Raw genomic sequence first — 21282 nt, 5'->3', positions numbered from 1 at the left:
GCTCATGAACTGCACAGCCATCATTGTCGCCGCCGGCTCCAGCCGCCGCATGGGCTTCGATAAATTAGCCGCATCCCTTGGGGGTATCCCGGTCCTTGCCCGCACGGTCGCCACTTTCATGGATTGCCCGGATATCGCCGAGATCATTCTGGTGACTCCGCAGGAACGGATGTCGCTGCTGGATCAATCGCGTTTCACCAAACCCCTGATCCGTATCGATGGCGGGGAAGAGCGTCACCTCTCGGTAGCAGCCGGCCTAGCAGTGGTTTCCGGAAAAAGCGATTTCATCGCAGTGCACGATGCAGCCAGGCCACTCGTCTCCCAAGCGGATATCGCCGCGACCGTGCTAGCAGCAAAGGAGCACGGCGCTGCATCACTGGCCAGAAGAGTGACGGAGACCCTCAAGCGCTCCGACGACTCGGATTTCATGATCGGTGCCATTTCACGGGAAAACCTCTGGTTCATGGAGACTCCCCAGATTTTTCAAGCCGATCTCCTACGCTCCGCCTATCGTCACATCCTGGAAGAAAATATTCTTGTGACCGATGAGACCTCCGCCATCGAAGCTTTGGGAGAGAAGGTGAAACTCATCCCTTCCACCTCACCCAACACCAAGATCACCACACCTGCGGATCTCCAGACCCTCTAGCCACGCATCGTTTTGCCGGGATCCCGAACCTCTCCTGCGAAATGCCTGAGATTTGAATTGGGATTCCCGCGAAACACATTTATCCCTCCCACACATCCGCAAGCCTGCGGAGCAACCTTTTTCCGAAACCGTGCCTGCCACCTATTCCACCCACGATCTACCCGGCGGTCCACGCCTCGCACACTCCCATCTGCCGGAGTCTGAATGCGCAGCCGTCTCGATTTATATCCCGGTCGGCTCCCGGGACGAGATCGGGAATATACCCGCGGGGCTCGCCCATTTTTCCGAGCACATGGCCTTCAAAGGCACCAAGACCCGCTCGGCAAAGGAACTCACCCTTGCCATCGAGTCCGGTGGAGGCCAGGCAAACGCGGCTACCTCAGAAGACCACACCGTGTATGAGGCCCAGGGTGAGGCAGAGCTCATGCCTGTGCTCATCGAAGTCCTGGCTGATATGGTCTGGCATTCCACCTTTCCATCCAACGAAATCGAATTGGAACGCGATGTCATCGGAGAAGAAATCACCATGATCCGGGAATCTCCATCGGATCACATCAATGACCTTCTCGCCAGCGCCCTCTGGCCCTCGCACCCGCTCGGGCAATCCATTTCCGGCTCTCTGGAATCCATTGAAAAAATCTCCCGTTCCTCGCTCAAGCATTTCGCGAAGGAGCATCACTTCCGGAAGGATCTGGTCATCGCTACCGCCGGTCCGATGAGCGCTGAGGAAATCCTGGCCAGCCTGCTCCCGCAGATGCCTAAAAAGTTTAAAAAGCCCGCCTTGCAACAGGCCTACAGCCCTTCCCCCTCACGCGAGATCATCGAAAATCGTCCGACCGATCAGCTACAGCTAGGCCTTGCATGGCATACCCCGGGCAGACATTCCGGGCAACGGCACGCGCTGCGCATGCTTTCCCTGATATTGGGAGAGTCCTCCTCTTCCCGTCTTTTTACCGAGCTGCGCGAGGAACGTGGCCTTTGCTATCAGGTGGGTAGTGAAACGACTCTTTTCCATGAAACAGGTGCCCTGCAGATCCTCGCAGGGCTGGATCCGGATTCCCGTGACGAGTCAATGGAGACCATCTTTCGCGAGACACAGGATCTCGCCGACAACGGCCCACGTCCCGGCGAACTGGAGCGCGCAAAACGCCTTGCCATCGCCCAGTCGAAACTAGCTTTCGAATCCACCGCCGCGCACGCCGCATGGGCCGGTGAGGGGCTGCTATTTTACAATCGGATCCCATCACCCCAGGAAGCCCGTGAAAATTTCCTCAATGTCACCGGGGAACAAGTGCAGGCCATCGCGAAAACAATTTTCGCCCAACAGCCCGCCACTGCGGAAATCCGCTCCTAGCCAATGCCTTTCCATCCATTCGGTTCCCAGCATTTCATCACATTGGGCATTGGTTTTGCGATCATTGCCGGATTGATTCTTTTTGCAAAACGTTCGGAAAGAAATCAGGGCATTGTCACCGCACTCCTCGCATTTCTGTGCCTAGCTTCCTATCCCTTCGCGCTTTTCGCATGGCGTGGATATCCGGTATCGCTGGACAATGTCCTACCGCTGCATCTTTGTGATCTTGCGGCGATCGTGGCAGGCTTCGCGCTTCTCACCAAAAAGCCTATTCTACTGACGCTCACTTACTTCTGGGGGATTGCCGCAACCACCCAGGCACTGCTCACACCCGCCATTTCCCATGGTCCGCCCAGCCTCCCTTTCATCCACTTTTTCGTCCAGCACTTCGCCATTGTAGCCGCCGCGCTATACATTCCTATCGTGCTAAAATGGCGCCCTAAGGCACCTTGGTGGCGTTCCCCGCTGGAGGTTTTCGGGATTTCCATTCTCTACCATGTATTCTCCCTCGCCGTGAATACATTGCTGGAGACAAACTTCGCGTTTTCCTCACGTCCTCCGGATAATCCTTCACTGATCGATCATCTCGGAGCATGGCCGCTCTATCTTTTTGCGATGCAAGGGCTGGCCCTGCTGCTTTACCTCCTACTCGCCCTTCCTTTCCGGAGGAGAGCCTGATTGGAACTAGAATGTTCACCGCTTGAAACGATGGGTTGCCTGTCGCGGCTCTTATTTCCGGCCTCGTAGGCGGAATGCATTTTCCGGTTTCCGGCCTTCCCATTCTAGTGTCTCTTACTGGCATGCCAGAGCAAGCCCGCAACCGCCCCAGAGTCAATGTCCGCCGTCCGGATGTGATGGAGCTCGTCTCCGCAGAGGTCGCTGTCCATTATCACTCAAGCCTTGTGGAAAAAATCAAGGATCAGGGCGGCAAGATCACCCATGGCAATACGACACTGCTTCTGGCACAGGACTTCGGTTTCTGCTACGGAGTGGAGCGGGCGATCGATCTCGCATACGCGTCCCGGAAAGTTTTTCCGGACAACCGAATTTTTCTCATCGGGGAAATCATTCACAATCCGGATGTCAACCAGCACCTGCGGGACATGAATATCGTCTCTCTTCCGTGGAAAGAGATCGATGCAAGCTACGATCAGCTCGAACCAGACGACGTGGTCATTGTCCCGGCATTTGGCGCTCCCACTTCCTTCATGGAAAAGATCCAGGAACGTGGCTGCTACACCGTGGACACAACTTGCGGAGATGTCATGAAGGTGTGGCGGCGGGTTCGTGGCTATGCCAAGGAAGGCATCACCTCGATCATACACGGCAAGGAAAACCATGAGGAAACCCGCGCTACCGCCTCTAGGGCACTGGGCGAAGAAAAGAATGGACACTATCTGGTCATCCTGACGCTCGCGGATACCGATCATGTCTGCAATTACATACGCCACGGTGGTGACAAACAGGCATTTCTCGATCGTTTCAAGGGCTCCTACAAGCAAGGTTTCGATCCCGATCTACATCTCAGGAAAATCGGTGTGGCCAACCAGACAACCATGCTGAAGAGTGAAACCCAGGAAATACAGAATCGGCTGGCCCAGGCCATATTGGACAGGGATGGCTCTTCTGAAAACTTCAGTATGTTCGATACCATCTGCGGCGCCACCCAGGAACGGCAGGACGCACTCTTCACCATGTTGAAAACCAGGATGGACCTCTTACTCGTTGTCGGCGGTTACAATTCATCCAATACCGCCCACCTCGTGGAAATCGGGGAAAAAGAGCTGCCCACCTTTTTCATCCGGGATGCGTCACAGATCACCTCGTTGGGCTTGATTGTTCATTACGATCTGCATCACGCGCAGGAGACGACCACTGATTACGCGGAAGTATTCTCGGGGAAAGATCATATTACGATAGGGCTGACAGCCGGCGCCTCGTGCCCGAACAACCTGATTGAAGCAGCCGTGAGGAAAGTGTTCGATCTCAGGGGGACGCCGCTCGAAATCTAAAACCGGGGGACCGGCCAGCTAGCCAGCCCCCCGTTTCCGCGAAAAGGCAATCAATCAAGGTCCATGACCATCACCTTTGCCCACATCTCGCGATGTCCGCCGGAGAATGCGTCGTGGATGGGATCCGCTTTCTGATACTTCTCGTGGGACTCGAGATCATTGAACTTGAGAGAAATTCCGTAATCCCATGAATGGTCTGTCACAGGCCGTGACTCCGTCGCAGCCGGTTTTCCCCAATGGCCGGAAGCCGGGTTCGGGGATTTTACAAGCTCCGTAAGAGCCGCCTCCATGCGGGCACGGCCCTCATCGTTCTTGAATTCATCTTTCAGCCAGAAATATACGTGGTGTTCCATAGACCCCGAGCTTGCCAGCTTGGTCACAACTGGCAACCCGTTTCCGGTAGAACCAACTACAGATATTTCATGAAGGCGGTGTAAACCTCCGAGGGGATATCCAGTAGCCCGTAGTCCTTCGAGGAGACGAACAGAAGGCTTTGCTTTCCTTTACCGAGAAGTTGGCCTTCCGAGCCAAAGATCTGATGCTCGAGGGTGCAGAATTTCCGGTTTGCTTCCGCCACTTTGATTTTCACCGTGATCGTATCGAACTCACGGCTCTCGCGGACGAATTTGTGCTCAAAGGAGCGGGTGAGGATATAGAATTTGGTCGTTTTGAGATCGAAATCCGGCATGGCCGCATTGAAGAAAAGCTCACGGGTTTTCCCCACATACATCGGATACATTCCAAAATAGACATTCCCGACGGAGTTCGTATCCGAGTAGGTCGCAATCATCGAATAAACGAACCACTTCCCTTCGAAATGCCCTGCCAGATCATGTGTGCCGCCTGGTTCAGGGGCGGAAACCACCGTTTTCACCACGGCATGCTCGGGCTTTGAAATCGCTTTGATCGCCGGAATTTCCGCGGCAGCATCCATGACCTCCCCGGCTTTTTCGGTCACCAGCCGGAGCAGATCCGTGGTCACGACCAACCATACCACGTAGGCCAGGGGCAAAAGGGAACCCAGATACATCAAGGCATTCTGATCAGCCATATACCCGAAGGCGAAGATCACGAGACACAAGCAAGCCATCGAGAACATCCGGATCTGTGGAAGCGGTTGCTGCGAGTTTGGCACGAAGCAACGCGCAATCGCCAAAGCCGCGTAGCCTACGAAGAAAGATGCGAAAAACACCATGAAATACTCCAACTCGAACTTCGCGAAATATCCGATGATGGTAATGATCGCGATCAGGAAGAAGGTGGGAATCGGAGATGAAACGACCTGTTTTGGAATGATCGAAAGAAGCATATTCTCACTTTTTTCGACGTTTTTCTCAAGGAACCAGCGAAGCGCCACATAACCGCTATCCAAGGTGGTAAGAATACAAATACAGAGGAAACCAAAGTAGGCGGCGGGAAGCCAGGAACCTCCCGAAAAATTCGCTCCGCTGAAATATTGGACCACGATGTGATGTCCGTAGGTAAGGTCATCCAGGGAAGACTGGTTCGGCACCACAGTCCCACTTGCATTGCCCATCACCCACATGGCCAAAGAGCCATGGAAAAGTAAAAGCAGAAAGAAGATTGCCCCGCCGAAAACATAGCTGAGCCGGATCGATGTCTTTTCCCGGTGGATCTGGATCGCACGTTGCCAATGCTGCAGATCCAACCAGGGGCCGAAGAGCAATCCTACGACCAACGGAACGGCAAGCCCCCAGAAACGATTCGAGGTGTAGCCATACTCTCCGCCCAGCCCCGCCGTGCCTTCACCCAGATTGGGAGGACTCAGGGAAAACAGAATCGTGACGATACAAAGAACCAACAAACCGCCCAGCAAGGCATGCCCAGCCTTGATTTTCCGGATGCCAAACTCCTCACCGAGCAAGCACCCGACTGCCAGCAGAACAAAGACCGACATACACACGGCGAGCGCCATGACTGCGGCACCGCTCAGGGCATCCATGGATCCCAATAGCGGGACAAAAAGGTATTTCACCAATGCAAACACCGTCAGGGACAGCGCCACGATCTGATAAATATAAAAAATCAGCCGGAAAGGTTTGGCAAATTTATCGAAGAACAATGAGAGCGATTCCTGGCCACCCTGGTGACGATTTGCCACGATTTGTGTCAACCAGCCAAAAAGCATCAGGCCGAGCGCGTTCGGTATGGCAAACATCAGAAGCCCCTGCATGCCGAACATGAAGGAAATCTGAATACTGAAAAACAGTCCCAAGCCCCACATCCAGGCCAGCGCAACCGAGTTCCCCCACAGCAAAGCATTCAACCACCGCAAATTCATCCCCCAAACAACTGCCAAACCTTACTTTTCGCAAGCATCTTCCGAGCCGACCTTTACTGCCTCAATTCCTCCCCCTGCGGGCGAATCGCCACACCTGATAGGATTCATTGAAATTTAGTGTTTAAAGTTCAACCTTTCCCCTTTTAACTCTGCCGCTCAGCCACCGCGCCATGATCGAACACTTACGCAAATACACCGGACTTATCATCGTCCTCTTCGTCCTAGTCATCATCGGATTCGTTTTTCTCGATTCTAGCACCATGCGCGCATCCCGCGGAGGTGCACCGGTTTTGAAAATCGCCGGCCGTAGCTACACAGACAAAGAATTCCGCAGTCTCGGCTCCTCCGCCTACGAGCTGACCCAATCCTTGGCCCAATCCGGAGACTTCCAGCTCTACAGCTTCCTCTTCACGCTTTCGGGCGATGCACAGTCACAGGAACAGGCGATGGAGAACTTTTTCACCAACCGCATCCTCCTGCGCAGCTCCAAAGAGGAATTCGGTATTTATCCTGGCGAGGAGGAGATCGATTCTTTCATCCGCCAGCTACGCGCATTCGCAGGTCCTGACGGCGCTTTTTCCCCGGAAGCATACCGGAATTTCGTAGAGAAAGGCATTGGCCGCCTGGGACTTACCGAAGGTGATGTCCGCGAGCTGGCCTCCGATGTGATCACCCAGAAGAAACTGGGAGACATCCTCGGCTCCGGGTTGACCACCAGCAAGGAGATCATCGAAAAACGCGCGGCTATCGATGGCGAACGCATCAAGGTGAATATCGCCCGGATCGACATCGCACCTATCGAATCCAAAATTGATCCTTCCGAAGAGGAAATCAAAGCCTACTGGGAAACCATTCAGGATGCTTTCAAAACTCCCGAAAAGCGCAGGTTCAGCTACATCCTGGCAAAGCCAACCCTCCCGGAAGAGCCTGCGGAACTTACCGAGCCAACAGCAGATGCAAGCGCGGATGCAAAAGCCGAGTATGAGAAAAACAAGGCCTCCCGTGCCGCGGAACTCGCTGATGCACGCCGCAAGGCACAGCTTGAAACTGACGCCAAGGTCGATGATTTCCTCTACCAACTCGAAAGCCAAAAAGAGCTCAGCTTCAGCAAGCTAGCTGAAAAGGACGGCTGGGAAGTGAAGAACACCGAGCTTTTTGCGGCAAACGAAGCGCCGCCAGAGCTGAACCTTCCCCTACGCTCGACCAGCACGCAGGGCACTGCGGTAAACGAGCTTTTCCGCATGTCGGTCACCTCGGATCCGTTTTCAAAAATCTCTCCAGCCATTGCAATTGGTGAAAACGAATGGCTCATCGCACATCTGGAAGAAGTCGAGCCAAGCCGCACGCAGACCTACGAAGAAGCTCGCGCGGATGCCCGGGCACGCCTCATCGCGGAAAAATCCAGCTCCGCGCTCAAGGAAGCCGCCGACAAAGCGGTTGAGACCATCAATAATGCCCTCGCCGATGGAAAATCTTTCCCGGAGGCTGCGAAAACTGCCGAAATCACGGAGGAAACCGTGAGCCTCTCCGATGTCACCGCCACTTACCGCGGAGATACGACGAAAATCCCATCCAATCTTTTCGAGGCGGTAAAATACACGGATCCCGGAACACTCGCCGATCCTATCCTGGAGGCTGACCGCGCTTTCATCGCCCACGTAGAGAGCCGCGAATACGTAAAAAGTGAAAACGCCGAGCAGCAAATCCAAACGCAGCTGGAACAAGCCGAGGAGTCCAACAAGATTACCGCTTTCACTTCGTGGCTGAATGCCAAACACGAAGAGGCAAACGTCCAGCAACTTTATAAACAATAGGGAAAACCCTCGGAGAAGGCGTCCATCGCAAGTTTTCCTGAGAGCACCAGAGCCCATTTCACTTTCAGATTTTGACAACCGAGAACCTTCAAGACCTCTTCGATGACGCGAGCGGACATCTGGCTATCGGCGAGCTGGAGGAAGCTACCGCACTCTACCGGAAATGCGTTGCCATCGATCCAAGCCATTTTGATTCGTGGCACGCCCTTTCCATGGTGCTACTGAAAACCGACCAGCTCAAAGAAGCTCTTGGCGCCTCTCTCCAAGCAACCTCCCTTCAGCCAAACGACCTACTTGCCTGGACGGCTCTATCGCAAATCTACGTCCGCATGGGAAACATCCCGGAAGCAGAAGCCGCGAAGGCAAACTCACGTATCCTCTCCATGGGCGGCAAAGTCGTCCGAGACCAGCCGCCAACCGGGCACTGATCCAACTCATCACCATTCATCTTCATGTTTTTCCTAACCACGGCCATCGATTATACCAACGGCTCTCCACACATCGGCCACGCCTATGAAAAAGTTCTAGCTGATGTCATCGCCCGCTACCGCCGTCTGTGCGGTGAAGAAGTTTTCTTCCTCACAGGTGTCGATCAACATGGCCAGAAAGTCCAGCAGACCGCCGAAAAAGAAGGCATCACTCCTGCGGAATTCGTCGCACGCACCACCTCGAAGTTTTCCTCTTTATGGGAGAAAATTGGCGTCGAATACGATGGCTGGGCAGAGACAGTTGATCCCCGGCACAAGGCTTGTGTTCAGGCGATTCTTTCCGATCTGTATGCCCGTGACCAGATTTACAAAAAATCCTACAAAGGCCATTACTCAGTCCGGCAGGAGCAGTTCCTCACGGATCGCGATCGGGATGAAGCAGGGAACTTTGGTCCGGAATGGGGCGAGGTTACAGAAATCGAGGAGGAAAACTACTACTTCAAACTCTCCGACCATACTGATTGGCTGAAAAACTTCCTGGAGCAGTCCCCGGACACCATTTTGCCCGCATTCCGGAAAGCGGAACTGTTGAATGCCCTGGATCGCAATACCGGCACGGATCTATGCATATCACGCCCCAAAGATCGCCTCACCTGGGGAATCGAACTCCCCTTTGACAAGGATTTCGTAACCTATGTTTGGTTCGACGCCCTGATCAACTACATCTCTTTCGTTGGCTACACGCCGGACGATACTTTGCCCGAATTCGCCGAAATCTGGACCGACAGACCCGTGCACATCATCGGCAAAGACATTCTGGTGCCGGCGCACGGTATCTATTGGTTGGCAATGCTCCATGCCATTGGATTTACCGATGAGAAAATGCCGCAATTGCTCGTACACGGATGGTGGAACATCCGGGGCGAAAAAATGTCCAAATCCCTCGGCAACATTATCGATCCAGTGGAACTTGCCGACACCTTCGGCTCTGACGCACTCCGCTATTATCTGGTCCGCGATATTCATACCGGAAAAGACTCGGACTTCGATCTAGATCGCTTGGTGATGCTGTTCAATACGGAGCTTGCCAACGAGCTGGGAAATCTTTGCAACCGCGCCTTGAACATGAGTAAACGCTTCACGGACGGAGTGATCTCCTTCGGCGGATCACTCACGGATGACGACAAAGCTCTTCAGCAATCGCTCAAGGAGAATACCGAGGCATATCGCAAGGCCATGCAGAATCACGAAATTTCCATGGGTCTCGAAGCTCTCAATCGGCACGTGGTGCATTGCAACCAATACGCGGAGCGTATGAAACCGTGGGAACTGAACAAAAATTTGGAGAACAAAGACCGCCTCGCCACAGTGCTTCACCACCTTGCCGAGTCCGTAGCTCATTGCGCTATTTTGCTATCGCCAGTCCTTCCAGAGGCCTCCCGGAAGCTGACAGCCCAGCTCAATCTCCCGAAGTTGAATGATCTCAAGCTTGATGATCTGGAATGGGGATTAATCCCTACAGGTCATGAAATCGAGAAACCTCAACCGGTTTTTCCGAGAATCGACACCAGATCGAAGGAAGCTTGAGCCAAGGAATAGAAATGCCGGATTCCATCTCTGAAATCCGGCACAACTTTTCTTAAGCTTCTTCGAGCGCTTGCCTGACTTTCCGGCGCTCCGAGCGATGGCCAATCTGACGGATTTGTTTCGGGCTTAGTGTCTCTTTGCGTTTGCGCCATGGCTGCTCGCATTGACCAGCCATGAGGCAACCCAGCGGCCTGATTTCCGCGATTACTTCCGCGAGACCATATTCAGTGATCTGCCGCCTCACATCATCCGCATTCTTGTATGCGACTGGTGTTTCGCTCAAGTCCGCCACTCCCGAATACCAGCGCACATCGATTCCTGATGTCGATTCCGCCAGCACCCGTTCCCGATCCGCCGCCTCCGGATATTTCCTCAGCAAAGCGGTTCGAGATATGTTTCGGCCCGCCCCGTGGGGCGCGAAAGACAGATACTTCTCATTGTCAGCTCCAAGAACGAGTAGAATCGGCTCCGCCATATTCAAAGGAATCAAGCCAAGCTTTGGCCGTCCCATATCATCCCTCCAGGCAGGAGTCGCTCCTTTTCCGTGGTAGAAAAGATCTCCCCGCTGCCAGACGAAATTATGTTCGTTGCCAAATTGAGTCACGGCTTCGGCACTGATTTTATCCAGGAACCTGCGGTGAATCGCACGATGATTCGCCAGCGTCCACCGGGATACGTATTGCAGAGCCTCCCAATATTCCCGGCCTGTCGCAGACTTGGCATCCAGCCATGCCGCAGCCTTGGGAATACCCTCGGCCACCCTTGCTGTTTGCTTTTCCGCAGCGATCTGCCCGCGCTTGTAGACATGGGCTCCGAGACTGCGCGATCCGTGATGTGTTACCAGCACACGCACCTCTCTCGGAGCGCATGGATCACGCAGAGAGAAGCTTTCCGCGAGATTTGCATATCCCGTGAGACGTAATAGCGCGATCAATTCCGCGTTGATGACCATTTCCCCAATGTAGGCAAAATGATTGCCATCTCCTTGATCGGCGATCTGCATTCTTGCGCGGTTTTTCAGCCCTTTGAGGAATGGATTCTCCCAAACGTCTTCATCTAAAACCGGATCCGGAACCGCATCCTCATAGGTGCGCCCTTCCGGGCCGAAACGAGTCACCGAGCGCAGGGCATCCAGCTCGGCCGAGACATCTGTTCCACTCTCGTAGAACGTCGCATACATAGAACAGCAGATGTCCGCAGAGTGGGCCGATGGAATGATTGCATTTTCCGCAACCACTGCGGCACCAACCGGTATTACAGCCTCACCTGCTCCAGACGGGCATGCGTCAGGAAGGATCACTCCGCTCTTGATAACCGGGGATCTCAGCAATTGATTCATTTGCCGACGCACATTTGCGATGTTTTGTGTTTCCCCGTCATTCGCCGAGGAAATCGCTTCGGTAAAAGCTGCCGGGACAGCTTTCATCTTGAGTTTTTTTACGGGCTCCCCGCAATCGCGCTTGAGCAGCTTCAAGGCATAGCGCGGATCTTTGATACCGCGGGCTTCATATTCCGCGATGTGCTCGAAGAGTGTTTTGAATATCCGCCCCGGTTCATATCCGGCGGCGATCAGGTCTTCAGAATTCAGTAGGTTCATTTTTCTACTAGTTAATGGGATGGTAGACGGACTCCAAATTACGGGAATCGAGCTGAATCATGATTCCTCAGATAACAGATATCTCAATTCACGAGACTTAGCGTCCATTTATAGTGAAATAATTTACAAATAAATACATAGTGGTGCCATGGCCCGGAATCTATATGTCCGGGCAAGACTGCTATAAACAGATATTCACGCCAAAGGGCTTGAATCTAACGGAGCAAGAGTTTCGGTCCAGATCGGTGGAAGGATTGATAAAACATTGGAACGGGATTAAAAAAGTGGTGTTAAAATTTAGGCCAATAAAAAAGCCCTACTTCGGAATGAAGCAGGGCTGAGAGAATTTCCTTTTATTCGTGGAGTTCTAGACACTTTCGTGCCATTGCCTGCTTCTAGTATATACGGGTTTGACGAGTTTCCCGGCTGACTGGGAGCGATCACAAACAAGCCAAGACATCACCATCATACCTTTGCCCGCCCGGGAGTGGGCGGTTGCGGTGGCGATGATGGAAGATTGCTTTTTCATGTGCAGGTGAAGCTAACTGGGCGGAATAAGATACCATTGACCAACATCAGTCAATCAATAATATATAAATAATCGGAAAATTCTCTAATCCTTAGATCATACATCAATGACCGGACCATTTCCTTCTGAGGTATCTTCTTTAGGGTCAGCCTCTTGTGTTGAATCCTCCGCCTGGGTAGTGGAAGAGTCTTCCGCATCTTCACCGTCTGGAATCACCAAAGAGATATCCTGAAGTTTCTCACCCGGTTTGAGCGTAAGCAGTTTCACACCCTGAGCATTGCGGCCCGTGGTGCGAACCTCATTGACCCGGATGCGTATCGACTGCCCGGTGGAGGTCATGAGCATGAGCTCGTGCTCTTCCGTAACGGCCAGAGCGCCCACCAGGGTCCCGGTCTTTTCGGTGACCTTCATGGTGATAATGCCTTTGCCGCCACGTGACTGGGTGCGGTATTCCCCAAACGCCGTGCGTTTCCCCAGCCCATTCTCCGAAGCAACAAGAAGCGTATGCCCTTCCTCTACAAGGGCAAGACCAACGACATAGTCGCCTTCGACCGGGCGGATCCCCATCACACCCTGCGAAGAGCGACCGAGTGGGCGGGTATCCTGTTCCGAAAAGCGGAGGCTGATACCCTCGTGGGTGACGAGGATAATTTCGTTATCCCCTTTTGTGAGGCAAACCCCGATAAGCTCATTTTCTTCCTCAAGGATGATCGCGATCGTGCCCGCTTTCCGATAGTTGCGGAAATCGTTGAGCGCGGTTTTTTTGACCTTGCCGGAGCGAGTCGCGAAAAAGACATAGCCCGCATCCTCGCGGAAAGTAATATCGTTACCATTGTCATCGACAGCCCGCTCCAAGCGTAGCATCGCCGCAATCTTTTCGTCGGGCTGGAGATCGAGCACATTCCGGATGCTGCGCCCAACAGAGGTGCGGGAGCCTTCCGGAAGCTCGTAGACCCGCTCCACGTAGAGACGACCCGTGTTCGTGAAGAACAGGAGATAATCGTGCGTTTGGACCGAGAAAAGATGCTCAACGAAATCGTCTTCCACGTCTTTGGCGGTCGCTTTGGTCTCCATCCCTTTCAAACCTTTTCCACCCCGTCCCTGCAGACGGTATTCCGTAGCAGGTGTGCGTTTGATATAGCCACGATGCGAGAGTGTGACGATCATCGCATCATTTGCGATAAGATCTTCCATAGCGACCTCGCCGACTGCTGCGACAATCGGGCACCTGCGTGGCGTCGCGTATTTCTCTTTGATTGCCTGGAGCTCGTCTTTGATGATATTGAGCACCCGCTCCTCGCGGGCAAGAATATCAAGAAGGTCCGTGATTTCGATCAGGATCGTATCGTATTCACCCTTCACTTTGTCGCGTTCCAGACCGGTGAGCTGATAGAGACGCAGCTCGAGGATCGCGTTGACCTGGCGTTCCGAGAAAACATATTTATCGCCGTGGACGGCAGCCTGGGAGCGAAGAAGTATCCCCAATCCTTCGGCTGTCGCGGTGGAGAATTCGTAATCCGCCAGGCGTTGGCGTGCTTCCTCCCGGTTTTTGGAATCCCGGATGATCTTGATGAAATCATCCAAATGCCCGAGAGCGAGGAGATAAGCCTCCAGCAATTCGGCCCGCTCCTCGGCTTTTCCGAGAAGATATCTTGTGCGGCGGATCACCACCTCGCGGCGGTGCTCGATATAGCAGTCGATCGCCTCCTTCAGGGACAGTTGTTTTGGACGGTTTTGATGAATCGCCAGCATGTTCACGCTGAAGGAAGTCTCCAAGGCGGTGAGTTTGTAGAGCTGGTTGACAACGACCTGCGGCCGCGCATCACGTTTCAGTTCGATCTCAATGCGGGTTTCCTCATCGGAAAGATCACGCATTCCCGAAATACCGGTGAGAACCTTCTCATTCACTAGTTCCGCGATCCGCGTCTGAAGCACCGCGCGGTTTACACCATAGGGAACTTCACGGATGATGATCATCGATTTCCCGTTCTCGTTTTCCTCGATCTCGACTTTTCCCCGCAACCGCATGGAACCACGGCCTGTGGCAAAATAATCCTCGATGCCACGTATTCCGCGGATCTCGCAAGCCACCGGGAAATCAGGCCCCTTGATGTGCTCCATGAGCCCTTGGAGATCGATATTCGGATTATTGATCATCGCACAAATGCCGTCGATGACTTCCCCGAGGTTGTGCGGGGCAAGGTTCGTCGCCATGCCCACCGCGATACCGGTGCCGCCATTGACCAGGAAGTTGGGGAAAGCCGATGGTAAAACGGACGGCTCCTTGAGGGTGCCATCATAGTTGGGGATAAAATCGACCGTATCCTTGTCCAGGTCATCCATCATCGCCATGCCAAGAGGATGCAGACGCGCCTCCGTATAACGCATGGACGCGGCGGCATCACCTTCCACCGATCCGAAGTTTCCTTGCCCATCGACGATGAGTTCCCGCATCGACCATGGTTGCCCCATGTTCACCAGCGTGGTATAGATCGAGGAATCGCCGTGAGGGTGGTAGTTACCCATGGTTTCACCGACGATTTTCGCGCATTTCACGTGGGATTTGGAAGGAGTCACTCCCAGCTGGCGCATGGCAAAGAGCACCCGGCGTTGGGAAGGTTTTAGACCGTCGCGGACATCAGGTAGTGCCCGGGAAATGATGACGGACATCGAATACTCCAGGAACGACTGGGAGAGCTCGTCGGCGACGTTGATGGGCTTGATGGAATCGTTGGACATGTGAGAAAAAATTACTGAATCGAATGGCGGCGAAGGGAAGGCGAAGGGCAACTTTCCCGCCGGGTGGAGATATTATTTTGAAGATGCCGGTGGATCGGTCTTGGGGCCGGGCGGTTTGATATGCGTGCTGAGGCGGTGATGGAGAGATTCCAGCTCAACATTCAGGAGGCGTGCGTCTTTCCTGCTGATCGACTTTTGTCTTTCAGCGGCGCCGAGCCAGAAGGCAGCTTCCGCAATACAGGAACATGCCGCCCGGCGGGATCTGCGTATCTCGGGGTAATCCGAGCTATTTCTAGCCTCAGCTATTATCGCGATCAGCCGATCCACTGCGTGAACAAGTTTCGTCCCTATGAGATCTTTTCCGCTATAATCCCATTTGATGACAGAATTCCACACCACTTCGCCCAGACGAAGCGCATCGCTGTAGATTTCAAAATCGTTGGAAAAATCACTCATGATCGAAAACGGGTGATCCGGAGCCGGATCGGGTGGGAATCAGACATCCAGATTGCGGACATTCAGCGCGTTATCCTCGATGAAGCGTTTGCGGGGTTCCACAACGTCGCCCATGAGGACATCAAACATCTTATCCGCCTCCACCATGTTATCCTCGTCGAGCCGGACGCGGAGGAATTGGCGGGTTTCAGGGTTCATTGTCGTTTCAAAAAGCTGTTTCGCGTTCATTTCCCCGAGACCTTTGAATCGTTTGATCTGCACACCTTTTGCGGAAATTTCGAGAACCTTGGTAAGTATATCCGAGACGACGAAAATCGGCGTGGCCGTCTTTTTTTCTCCATCACCTTCCGTGAGTTCGAAAATCGGCGTATCAAGAGAGAAGAAAGTCCTTGTGTTGAGACCTAGCTCCTCGAGCCTGGAGAAAAGTTTCGCGATGGCCGTGGATTCATGCAGCTCATGAAGCACAGCGCGCCGTGATGGCCCGGTAATCTGGGAGAGTTCCTCATCGGTGAGCTGCTCATCAAAAAGCCCCAGATCCCGGTTCTCCGCGGCGAAGGCACTGAGTGACGCTTCATCCGAATAATATCTCACCGACTCAACGTTACCTTCACGGATACGAACCATATACTCGGGGAGATGGCCGTCCTCCCGCCGGGCGTTGAGATAGTCCTCGAAGTTCCCACCATTTCCTTCGATCGCTTTGGTGAAACGCGAAAGCGATGAGAGATTCTCCAGAATACTCTTCAGCTCATCGGGAGAGAATTCACGGGACTTGTCAAAAGTTCTCAGAGTTACTTCGCCGGCACCCAGATCGATGAGAATTTTATTCAATTCATCGTTATCCTGAACGTATTCCGAACGTTTTTTCCGGGTAACGAGATATAGTGGCGGCTGTGCGATATAGAGATATCCGCGTTTCACCAGATCCGGCATATGCCTGCAGAAAAACGTCAGCAACAAGGTGCGGATGTGGGAGCCGTCCACATCGGCATCCGTCATGATGACGATTTTGTGATAACGGACTTTCTCGATATTGAAGGAGCCATCCTGATCTCCATCACCGATTCCCGCGCCGATTGCAGTGATCATGGACTGGATTTCCTTGTTTTGCAGCGCGCGGTGCAAGCGGGCTTTCTCCACATTGATCAGCTTTCCACGAAGGGGAAGAATGGCCTGTGTCCGCCGGTCCCTGCCTTGCTTTGCAGAACCACCGGCGGAGTCTCCTTCGACAATATATAGCTCGGATTTCGCGGGATCGCGCTCCGAACAATCCGCCAGTTTTCCGGGGAGACCGCCGCCAGACAGTGCGGATTTGCGCACCGTTTCGCGGGCTTTTCTCGCCGCTTCCCGGGCACGGGCGGCATTGACCGATTTCTCGATGATCTTGCGGGCCAATGCGGGATTTTCCTCGAAGTAAGTGTTGAGACCTTCGTAGACAATGGAGGAAACCACGCCCTCGATCTCGGAATTGACGAGCTTTCCTTTGGTTTGCGAAGAAAAGCGCGGGCTGGGCATTTTGACCGAAATGACGCATACCAATCCTTCGCGGACATCGTCCCCGGAGAGCGCGGGATCTTTGTCTTTCAGGATTTTATTGGACTTTGCGTATGCATTGATCGCCCGTGTAAGAGCTGTCCGGAAGCCCGTGAGGTGCGTCCCGCCATCAGCGTTTGGAATAGAGTTCGCAAAGCAGAGGATCTGATCCTGGTAGGAATCATTGTATTGAAAGACGACGTCCGCGAAAACATCCTCCTTCGACTGCTTGCCATCGTAATCAATATCGATTTCACGTTTGCCATGAATGACCACCGGAGAGTCGTGAACGACATTTTTATTCTCGCAGAGCTGGCCGACGAACTCGACGATGCCATCCTTGTAGAAGAATGTGGATTTCTTGGAGGATTCCGGACGCTCGTCTTCCAGATCGATCGTTAGACCGGGGTTGAGAAACGCCAGTTCCCTGAGGCGGGTGGCGAGGCGGTCGAATTGGAAAACTATTGTGTCCACGAAGATCGTGGCATCCGGAAAAAACGTGATCGCCGTCCCTGTGCGCTTTTCATCGGCATCGCCCACGATGTGGAGCGGCTCTGTGGTTTTGCCACGCTCAAAGGCGATCCGGTGGACTTTTCCTCCCCGGGTGATATCCGCGCGGAACCAATCGGAGAGCGCATTGACGCACTTCGCGCCCACGCCGTGCAATCCTCCCGAGTATTTGTAAGCGCCCTGACCGAACTTTCCTCCGGCGTGGAGATTGGTCAACACGAGCTCAACGGCCGGTATTCCGAACTTCGGGTGCATATCGACGGGAATCCCCCGGCCATTGTCTGAGACCGAGATCGATCCATCCACATGAATGGCCACTTTTATCCGGGAGCAATAGCCTGCCAGGTGCTCGTCGATTGAGTTGTCCAACACCTCGAAAACACAGTGATGGAGACCACGCTCGTCCGGATCCCCGATGTACATTCCGGGTCGTTTGCGGACGGCTTCGAGGCCTTCGAGTTTATCGATCTGTCCGGCATTGTATTCCTGCTCGGTTCCGACCTTGGTTTGGGCTTGTTCCGGCTCGTTGGGGATCTCTGACATAGGGCAGAGACAGGGTCTGAAATACAGGGTGCGGAAACAAGGACTTAATCGAGATAAACACGGGATTTTTCAGTTTCCATCCGGAAACCCGATCCTCGATTTGCGCCCAAAACCTACCCCCGGTCAAGCTGTCGCCCACTGTTTCAAATACAAGGTAACGAAAAGAATCACCGCGATTACCGCGAGGGAAACCGCCAGGATCCGCAGGGTAACGAACAACTCGCGACGATCATTGAACTCGTGATCGATAAAACCGTCTGCCCGCACCGTGCCACGGCCCGAGGTAATGGATTGGCCGCGACGTCTGCGCCCGGATGAAACGGGCGGCAATTGCGCATTGAGAGTCCTTACCGTTTCATCACCTTCCTCGAATTGGGATGCATCTATCCAGGCATCACATTTCGGACAAGGACCGCTGACCCCCTTGCGCCCCCCTACAACGACCAAACTCGTTTTGCATGACAAGCATACAAAGCGAAGCGCTGGAGTGTCGGACGAGGCGTCCTTGCCGGGGGAGGAAATCACGGCTTTCCTTACAATATATATATAATTCAGACAAGTTCGAAAAAACACAAAAATCCCTCCTGCATGATGCAAGAGGGATTGTAACAAAGTCTCTTATACTTTCTGTCCTGAGGACTATGTCGGCTGCTCGCCGCGGGCCATCACCACCTTGCCGGTGCGGACGGTCTCGATGATCTCATATTGGGAGAACATAGCTACGGCAGCATCGACTTTGAGGCTGTCACCGGTAATCATCACAACCATCGAAGACGGAGTAAGATCGACGGTCTTGCCGCCAAAGTGCTCGGTAATCTGGAGGGCCGTGGAGCGCTCATCGGAAGAACAAAGGATTTTGATAAGAATCATCTCCTTGGTCACCGAGTTGTTACTGGTGTGCTCAAAGCAATGAATCACATCGATCAGTTTGTTCACCTGCATGATGATCTGCTCGAGTCCCGAAGGATCCCCGACGACTCCGATCGTCATTCTGGAAAAACGTGGATCGCGCCCTTGGGACACCACGAGCGAATCAATATTGAATGCTCGGCGGGAAAACACCTGACAAATGCGCATGAGGACTCCAGGCGCGTTATTAACGAGAATGGAGAGTGTATGGATCGAGCCGGATGGAATGATCGCTGCCGGAGTATCTGTAGTGGTGATGCTCATTTTTGAGTAAATTGGTTGGAACTGTTGTGGGATCAGTAAGAATTGATGCGATGAACGGGATGAAGTAACACCAGCGGACACTGATCACTGCCCGCCGGTTCTTTTTATTCAGCCCCGGAGGTAGATCACGTGGAACCAACAGGTTTCTCCATTTTCTGCTTCGGCGCCTCCGTGATCATATCTTCAAGGGACGCTCCGGCCGGAATCATTGGGAAAACGTTGTCAGTTTTCACACATTCCGCATGGATCAGGATCGGGCCGTCATTGTATTCCAGCGCTTTTTCGAGCTGCTTGGTCACATCCGCAGGGCGCTTGATGTATACCGAGGGGATCCCGTAAGCTGCAGCGAGCTTGCAGAAATCCGGATTACCCACCAGATCCACTCCGGAGGTGCGATCTTCGTAGAAGAGTTCCTGCCATTGGCGAACCATCCCAAGGTAATGATTGTTCAGAACGACGATCTTGACGGGAAGCTTGTGGATGGCTGCGGTTGCCAGCTCGAACAGGGTCATCTGGAAGCCTCCGTCTCCGGAAATGGAGATAACCGTTTTGTCCGGATGAGCAAGTTGGGCACCAATCGCGGCTGGAAAACCGAAGCCCATCGTGCCCGCACCACCAGAGGAAAGCCAGTGATACGACTCGTGGTTTTTATAGAACTGGGCAGCCCACATCTGGTGCTGGCCCACATCCGTGGAAACATAAGCCTCGCCATTGGTCAGCGTATATAGCTCATCAATGACCTGCTGCATCCGCAGACCACCTTGTTTTTTGTAGCTGAGCGGGAATTTCTTTTTGTAAGCATCCAGCTTCGCCTTCCACTCCGTATTGTCATGGCGGGAGATCTTTTTATTGATCTTAGTCAGGGCGGCTTTCGCGTCTCCAACGATCTGCACATCAGGTCGGATCATTTTGCCCATCTCAGCGGGATCGATATCAATGTGAATGATCTTTGCGCTCTGACAGAATTTCGATGGTTGTCCGATGATGCGGTCATCGAAACGGGAGCCGATATTGATCAACAGATCGCACTCCACCATGGCTTTGTTCGCGTAGGCCGTCCCGTGCATTCCCAGCATACCCAGAGAGAGAGCATGGTTCTCCGGGAAAACACCTTTGCCCAGCAATGTCGAGGTAACCGGGCAATCGAGAGTTTCCGCAAGATGCATTAGCTCCTTGTCGGCACGCGCGATCATACAGCCCTGCCCTGCCAGAATCACAGGCCTCTTGGCATTTGCAATCAGCTCGGCCGCAGCCGTAACGGCAGCTTCATCGATATCGAACGCCACTTCCGGATGATAACCCGGGAGATTAAGCGGTGCATTCATATCTCCGGAGAAAGCTCCTTGGGAAATATCTTTCGGAATATCGATCAAAACGGGGCCCGGACGCCCTGTTGTGGCGATGTGGTAAGCCTCCCGAGCGATCCGCGGCAGAGCGTTTGTTTCCTTTACCAGCCAGTTATGTTTAACCACAGGAATGGTGATTCCGAAAATGTCAGCCTCCTGGAACGCATCCTTGCCCAACATCCAGGTCACCGTCTGACCACAGATCACAATCATTGGAACGGAATCCATCATCGCGGTCATCAAACCGGTAACCGTATTGCCTGCTCCAGGACCGGAGGTCACCAGCACAGCAGCCGGCTTCCCGGTCGCACGGGCATAGCCATCCGCCATATGAACAGCACCCTGCTCGTGACGGACCAGGATGAACTTCATCTTCGTCTTGACCGTTTCAAGAGCGTCGAAGATAGGAATAGCTGCTCCACCGGAGTAGCCGAAAATGAATTCGATGCCGAGATCATCGAGCGTTTTGATGAGGGCCTGTGCGCCGTCGATTTGTTCTTTGCTCATAAAAATTGGGGCTAGAGACAGGAAATTGATACATTACATACCCAATAGCAATCCAAAATTGGCATTTCAGAGCCAAACTTGCACAAATTTGATTCAATAATCGTCAAAAATTAGGGATTTATCGGTAAACTCCGGAAATCCACTTCGCAAATCGCTTCAAATCAGCCTTTTACCGGCAAAATTTCATACAGGTTGCACTTGAG

Annotated in this window: 17 protein-coding genes; 7 read left to right on the top strand and 10 right to left on the bottom strand. The window is 53.3% G+C overall.

What is annotated here, in order from left to right:
• Window positions 1-4 precede the first annotated feature (4 nt).
• The 4 genes from ispD to ACFSSA_RS03505 all read left to right on the top strand — a co-directional run bounded on the left by ispD (window position 5) and on the right by ACFSSA_RS03505 (window position 4015).
• On the top strand, window positions 5-649 hold the full coding sequence (ispD, locus tag ACFSSA_RS03520) for a 2-C-methyl-D-erythritol 4-phosphate cytidylyltransferase (protein ID WP_386818393.1): 645 nt from the start codon (window positions 5-7) through the stop codon (window positions 647-649).
• Window positions 650-701: 52 nt separating this feature from the next.
• Entirely contained in the window at window positions 702-2003 is a 1302-nt protein-coding gene (locus ACFSSA_RS03515) for a M16 family metallopeptidase (RefSeq protein ID WP_386818392.1), read from the top strand.
• A 3-nt stretch (window positions 2004-2006) separates the two neighbouring features.
• Entirely contained in the window at window positions 2007-2681 is a 675-nt protein-coding gene (locus ACFSSA_RS03510; protein ID WP_386818391.1) for a YwaF family protein, read from the top strand.
• 122 nt (window positions 2682-2803) lie between these two features.
• Window positions 2804-4015 (top strand): 4-hydroxy-3-methylbut-2-enyl diphosphate reductase, encoded by a 1212-nt coding sequence (locus tag ACFSSA_RS03505; protein WP_386818390.1) that lies wholly within the window; start codon window positions 2804-2806, stop codon window positions 4013-4015.
• Window positions 4016-4065: 50 nt separating this feature from the next.
• Here ACFSSA_RS03505 and ACFSSA_RS03500 read toward each other — a convergent pair whose 3' ends face one another.
• On the bottom strand, window positions 4066-4368 hold the full coding sequence (locus ACFSSA_RS03500; RefSeq protein ID WP_386818389.1) for a Dabb family protein: 303 nt from the start codon (window positions 4366-4368) through the stop codon (window positions 4066-4068).
• A 56-nt stretch (window positions 4369-4424) separates the two neighbouring features.
• A complete protein-coding gene (locus ACFSSA_RS03495; protein ID WP_386818388.1) occupies window positions 4425-6317 on the bottom strand; it encodes an acyl-CoA thioesterase in 1893 nt (630 codons plus the stop codon).
• A gap of 170 nt (window positions 6318-6487) precedes the next feature.
• On the opposite strand from ACFSSA_RS03495, the gene ACFSSA_RS03490 reads away from it, so the two are divergent.
• From ACFSSA_RS03490 to ACFSSA_RS03480, 3 genes are all read left to right on the top strand, one after another.
• Window positions 6488-8131 (top strand): SurA N-terminal domain-containing protein, encoded by a 1644-nt coding sequence (locus ACFSSA_RS03490; protein ID WP_386818387.1) that lies wholly within the window; start codon window positions 6488-6490, stop codon window positions 8129-8131.
• A gap of 71 nt (window positions 8132-8202) precedes the next feature.
• Window positions 8203-8559, top strand: coding sequence for a tetratricopeptide repeat protein (locus ACFSSA_RS03485; RefSeq protein WP_386818386.1), 357 nt, complete (start codon window positions 8203-8205; stop codon window positions 8557-8559).
• A gap of 24 nt (window positions 8560-8583) precedes the next feature.
• Window positions 8584-10146 (top strand): class I tRNA ligase family protein, encoded by a 1563-nt coding sequence (locus tag ACFSSA_RS03480; protein WP_386818385.1) that lies wholly within the window; start codon window positions 8584-8586, stop codon window positions 10144-10146.
• 52 nt (window positions 10147-10198) lie between these two features.
• Here the strand turns inward: ACFSSA_RS03480 and ACFSSA_RS03475 are convergent, their stop codons facing one another.
• The 8 genes from ACFSSA_RS03475 to ilvB all read right to left on the bottom strand — a co-directional run bounded on the left by ACFSSA_RS03475 (window position 10199) and on the right by ilvB (window position 21079).
• Window positions 10199-11743, bottom strand: coding sequence for an RtcB family protein (locus tag ACFSSA_RS03475; protein WP_386818384.1), 1545 nt, complete (start codon window positions 11741-11743; stop codon window positions 10199-10201).
• A 367-nt stretch (window positions 11744-12110) separates the two neighbouring features.
• On the bottom strand, window positions 12111-12272 hold the full coding sequence (locus ACFSSA_RS03470) for a hypothetical protein (protein WP_386818383.1): 162 nt from the start codon (window positions 12270-12272) through the stop codon (window positions 12111-12113).
• Window positions 12273-12368: 96 nt separating this feature from the next.
• Window positions 12369-15011 (bottom strand): DNA gyrase subunit A, encoded by a 2643-nt coding sequence (gene gyrA, locus ACFSSA_RS03465; protein WP_386818382.1) that lies wholly within the window; start codon window positions 15009-15011, stop codon window positions 12369-12371.
• 72 nt (window positions 15012-15083) lie between these two features.
• Window positions 15084-15467 carry a hypothetical protein gene (locus ACFSSA_RS03460; protein ID WP_386818381.1) on the bottom strand — a complete coding sequence of 128 codons (384 nt, stop codon included), beginning with the start codon at window positions 15465-15467 and terminating at the stop codon, window positions 15084-15086.
• A gap of 39 nt (window positions 15468-15506) precedes the next feature.
• On the bottom strand, window positions 15507-18053 hold the full coding sequence (gene gyrB / locus ACFSSA_RS03455) for a DNA topoisomerase (ATP-hydrolyzing) subunit B (RefSeq protein ID WP_386818380.1): 2547 nt from the start codon (window positions 18051-18053) through the stop codon (window positions 15507-15509).
• 123 nt (window positions 18054-18176) lie between these two features.
• The gene (locus ACFSSA_RS03450) at window positions 18177-18578 is read right to left on the bottom strand and encodes a hypothetical protein (RefSeq protein WP_386818379.1); all 402 of its coding nucleotides are present in this window, start codon (window positions 18576-18578) and stop codon (window positions 18177-18179) included.
• 114 nt (window positions 18579-18692) lie between these two features.
• Window positions 18693-19226, bottom strand: coding sequence for an acetolactate synthase small subunit (gene ilvN / locus ACFSSA_RS03445; protein ID WP_386818378.1), 534 nt, complete (start codon window positions 19224-19226; stop codon window positions 18693-18695).
• Window positions 19227-19351: 125 nt separating this feature from the next.
• A complete protein-coding gene (gene ilvB / locus ACFSSA_RS03440; RefSeq protein ID WP_386818377.1) occupies window positions 19352-21079 on the bottom strand; it encodes a biosynthetic-type acetolactate synthase large subunit in 1728 nt (575 codons plus the stop codon).
• Between the last annotated feature and the right edge of the window lie 203 nt (window positions 21080-21282).

The organism is Luteolibacter algae, from assembly GCF_042683045.1.
In the GTDB taxonomy this organism is placed as follows: Bacteria; Verrucomicrobiota; Verrucomicrobiia; order Verrucomicrobiales; family Akkermansiaceae; genus Luteolibacter; species Luteolibacter algae.
This window is presented reverse-complemented; position numbering and strand designations above follow the sequence as displayed.

Bases quoted from the DNA above. Each gene is read 5' to 3' on its own strand.
- ACFSSA_RS03475 (WP_386818384.1), bottom strand. From the start codon at position 11,743: ATGAACCTACTGAATTCTGAAGACCTGATCGCCGCCGGATATGAACCG.
- ACFSSA_RS03460 (WP_386818381.1), bottom strand. From the start codon at position 15,467: ATGAGTGATTTTTCCAACGATTTTGAAATCTACAGCGATGCGCTTCGT.
- gyrB (WP_386818380.1), bottom strand. From the start codon at position 18,053: ATGTCAGAGATCCCCAACGAGCCGGAACAAGCCCAAACCAAGGTCGGA.
- gyrA (WP_386818382.1), bottom strand. From the start codon at position 15,011: ATGTCCAACGATTCCATCAAGCCCATCAACGTCGCCGACGAGCTCTCC.
- ACFSSA_RS03510 (WP_386818391.1), top strand. From the start codon at position 2,007: ATGCCTTTCCATCCATTCGGTTCCCAGCATTTCATCACATTGGGCATT.
- ACFSSA_RS03470 (WP_386818383.1), bottom strand. From the start codon at position 12,272: ATGAAAAAGCAATCTTCCATCATCGCCACCGCAACCGCCCACTCCCGG.
- ACFSSA_RS03505 (WP_386818390.1), top strand. From the start codon at position 2,804: ATGCCAGAGCAAGCCCGCAACCGCCCCAGAGTCAATGTCCGCCGTCCG.
- ispD (WP_386818393.1), top strand. From the start codon at position 5: ATGAACTGCACAGCCATCATTGTCGCCGCCGGCTCCAGCCGCCGCATG.
- ACFSSA_RS03500 (WP_386818389.1), bottom strand. From the start codon at position 4,368: ATGGAACACCACGTATATTTCTGGCTGAAAGATGAATTCAAGAACGAT.
- ACFSSA_RS03490 (WP_386818387.1), top strand. From the start codon at position 6,488: ATGATCGAACACTTACGCAAATACACCGGACTTATCATCGTCCTCTTC.
- ACFSSA_RS03495 (WP_386818388.1), bottom strand. From the start codon at position 6,317: ATGAATTTGCGGTGGTTGAATGCTTTGCTGTGGGGGAACTCGGTTGCG.
- ilvB (WP_386818377.1), bottom strand. From the start codon at position 21,079: ATGAGCAAAGAACAAATCGACGGCGCACAGGCCCTCATCAAAACGCTC.
- ilvN (WP_386818378.1), bottom strand. From the start codon at position 19,226: ATGAGCATCACCACTACAGATACTCCGGCAGCGATCATTCCATCCGGC.
- ACFSSA_RS03480 (WP_386818385.1), top strand. From the start codon at position 8,584: ATGTTTTTCCTAACCACGGCCATCGATTATACCAACGGCTCTCCACAC.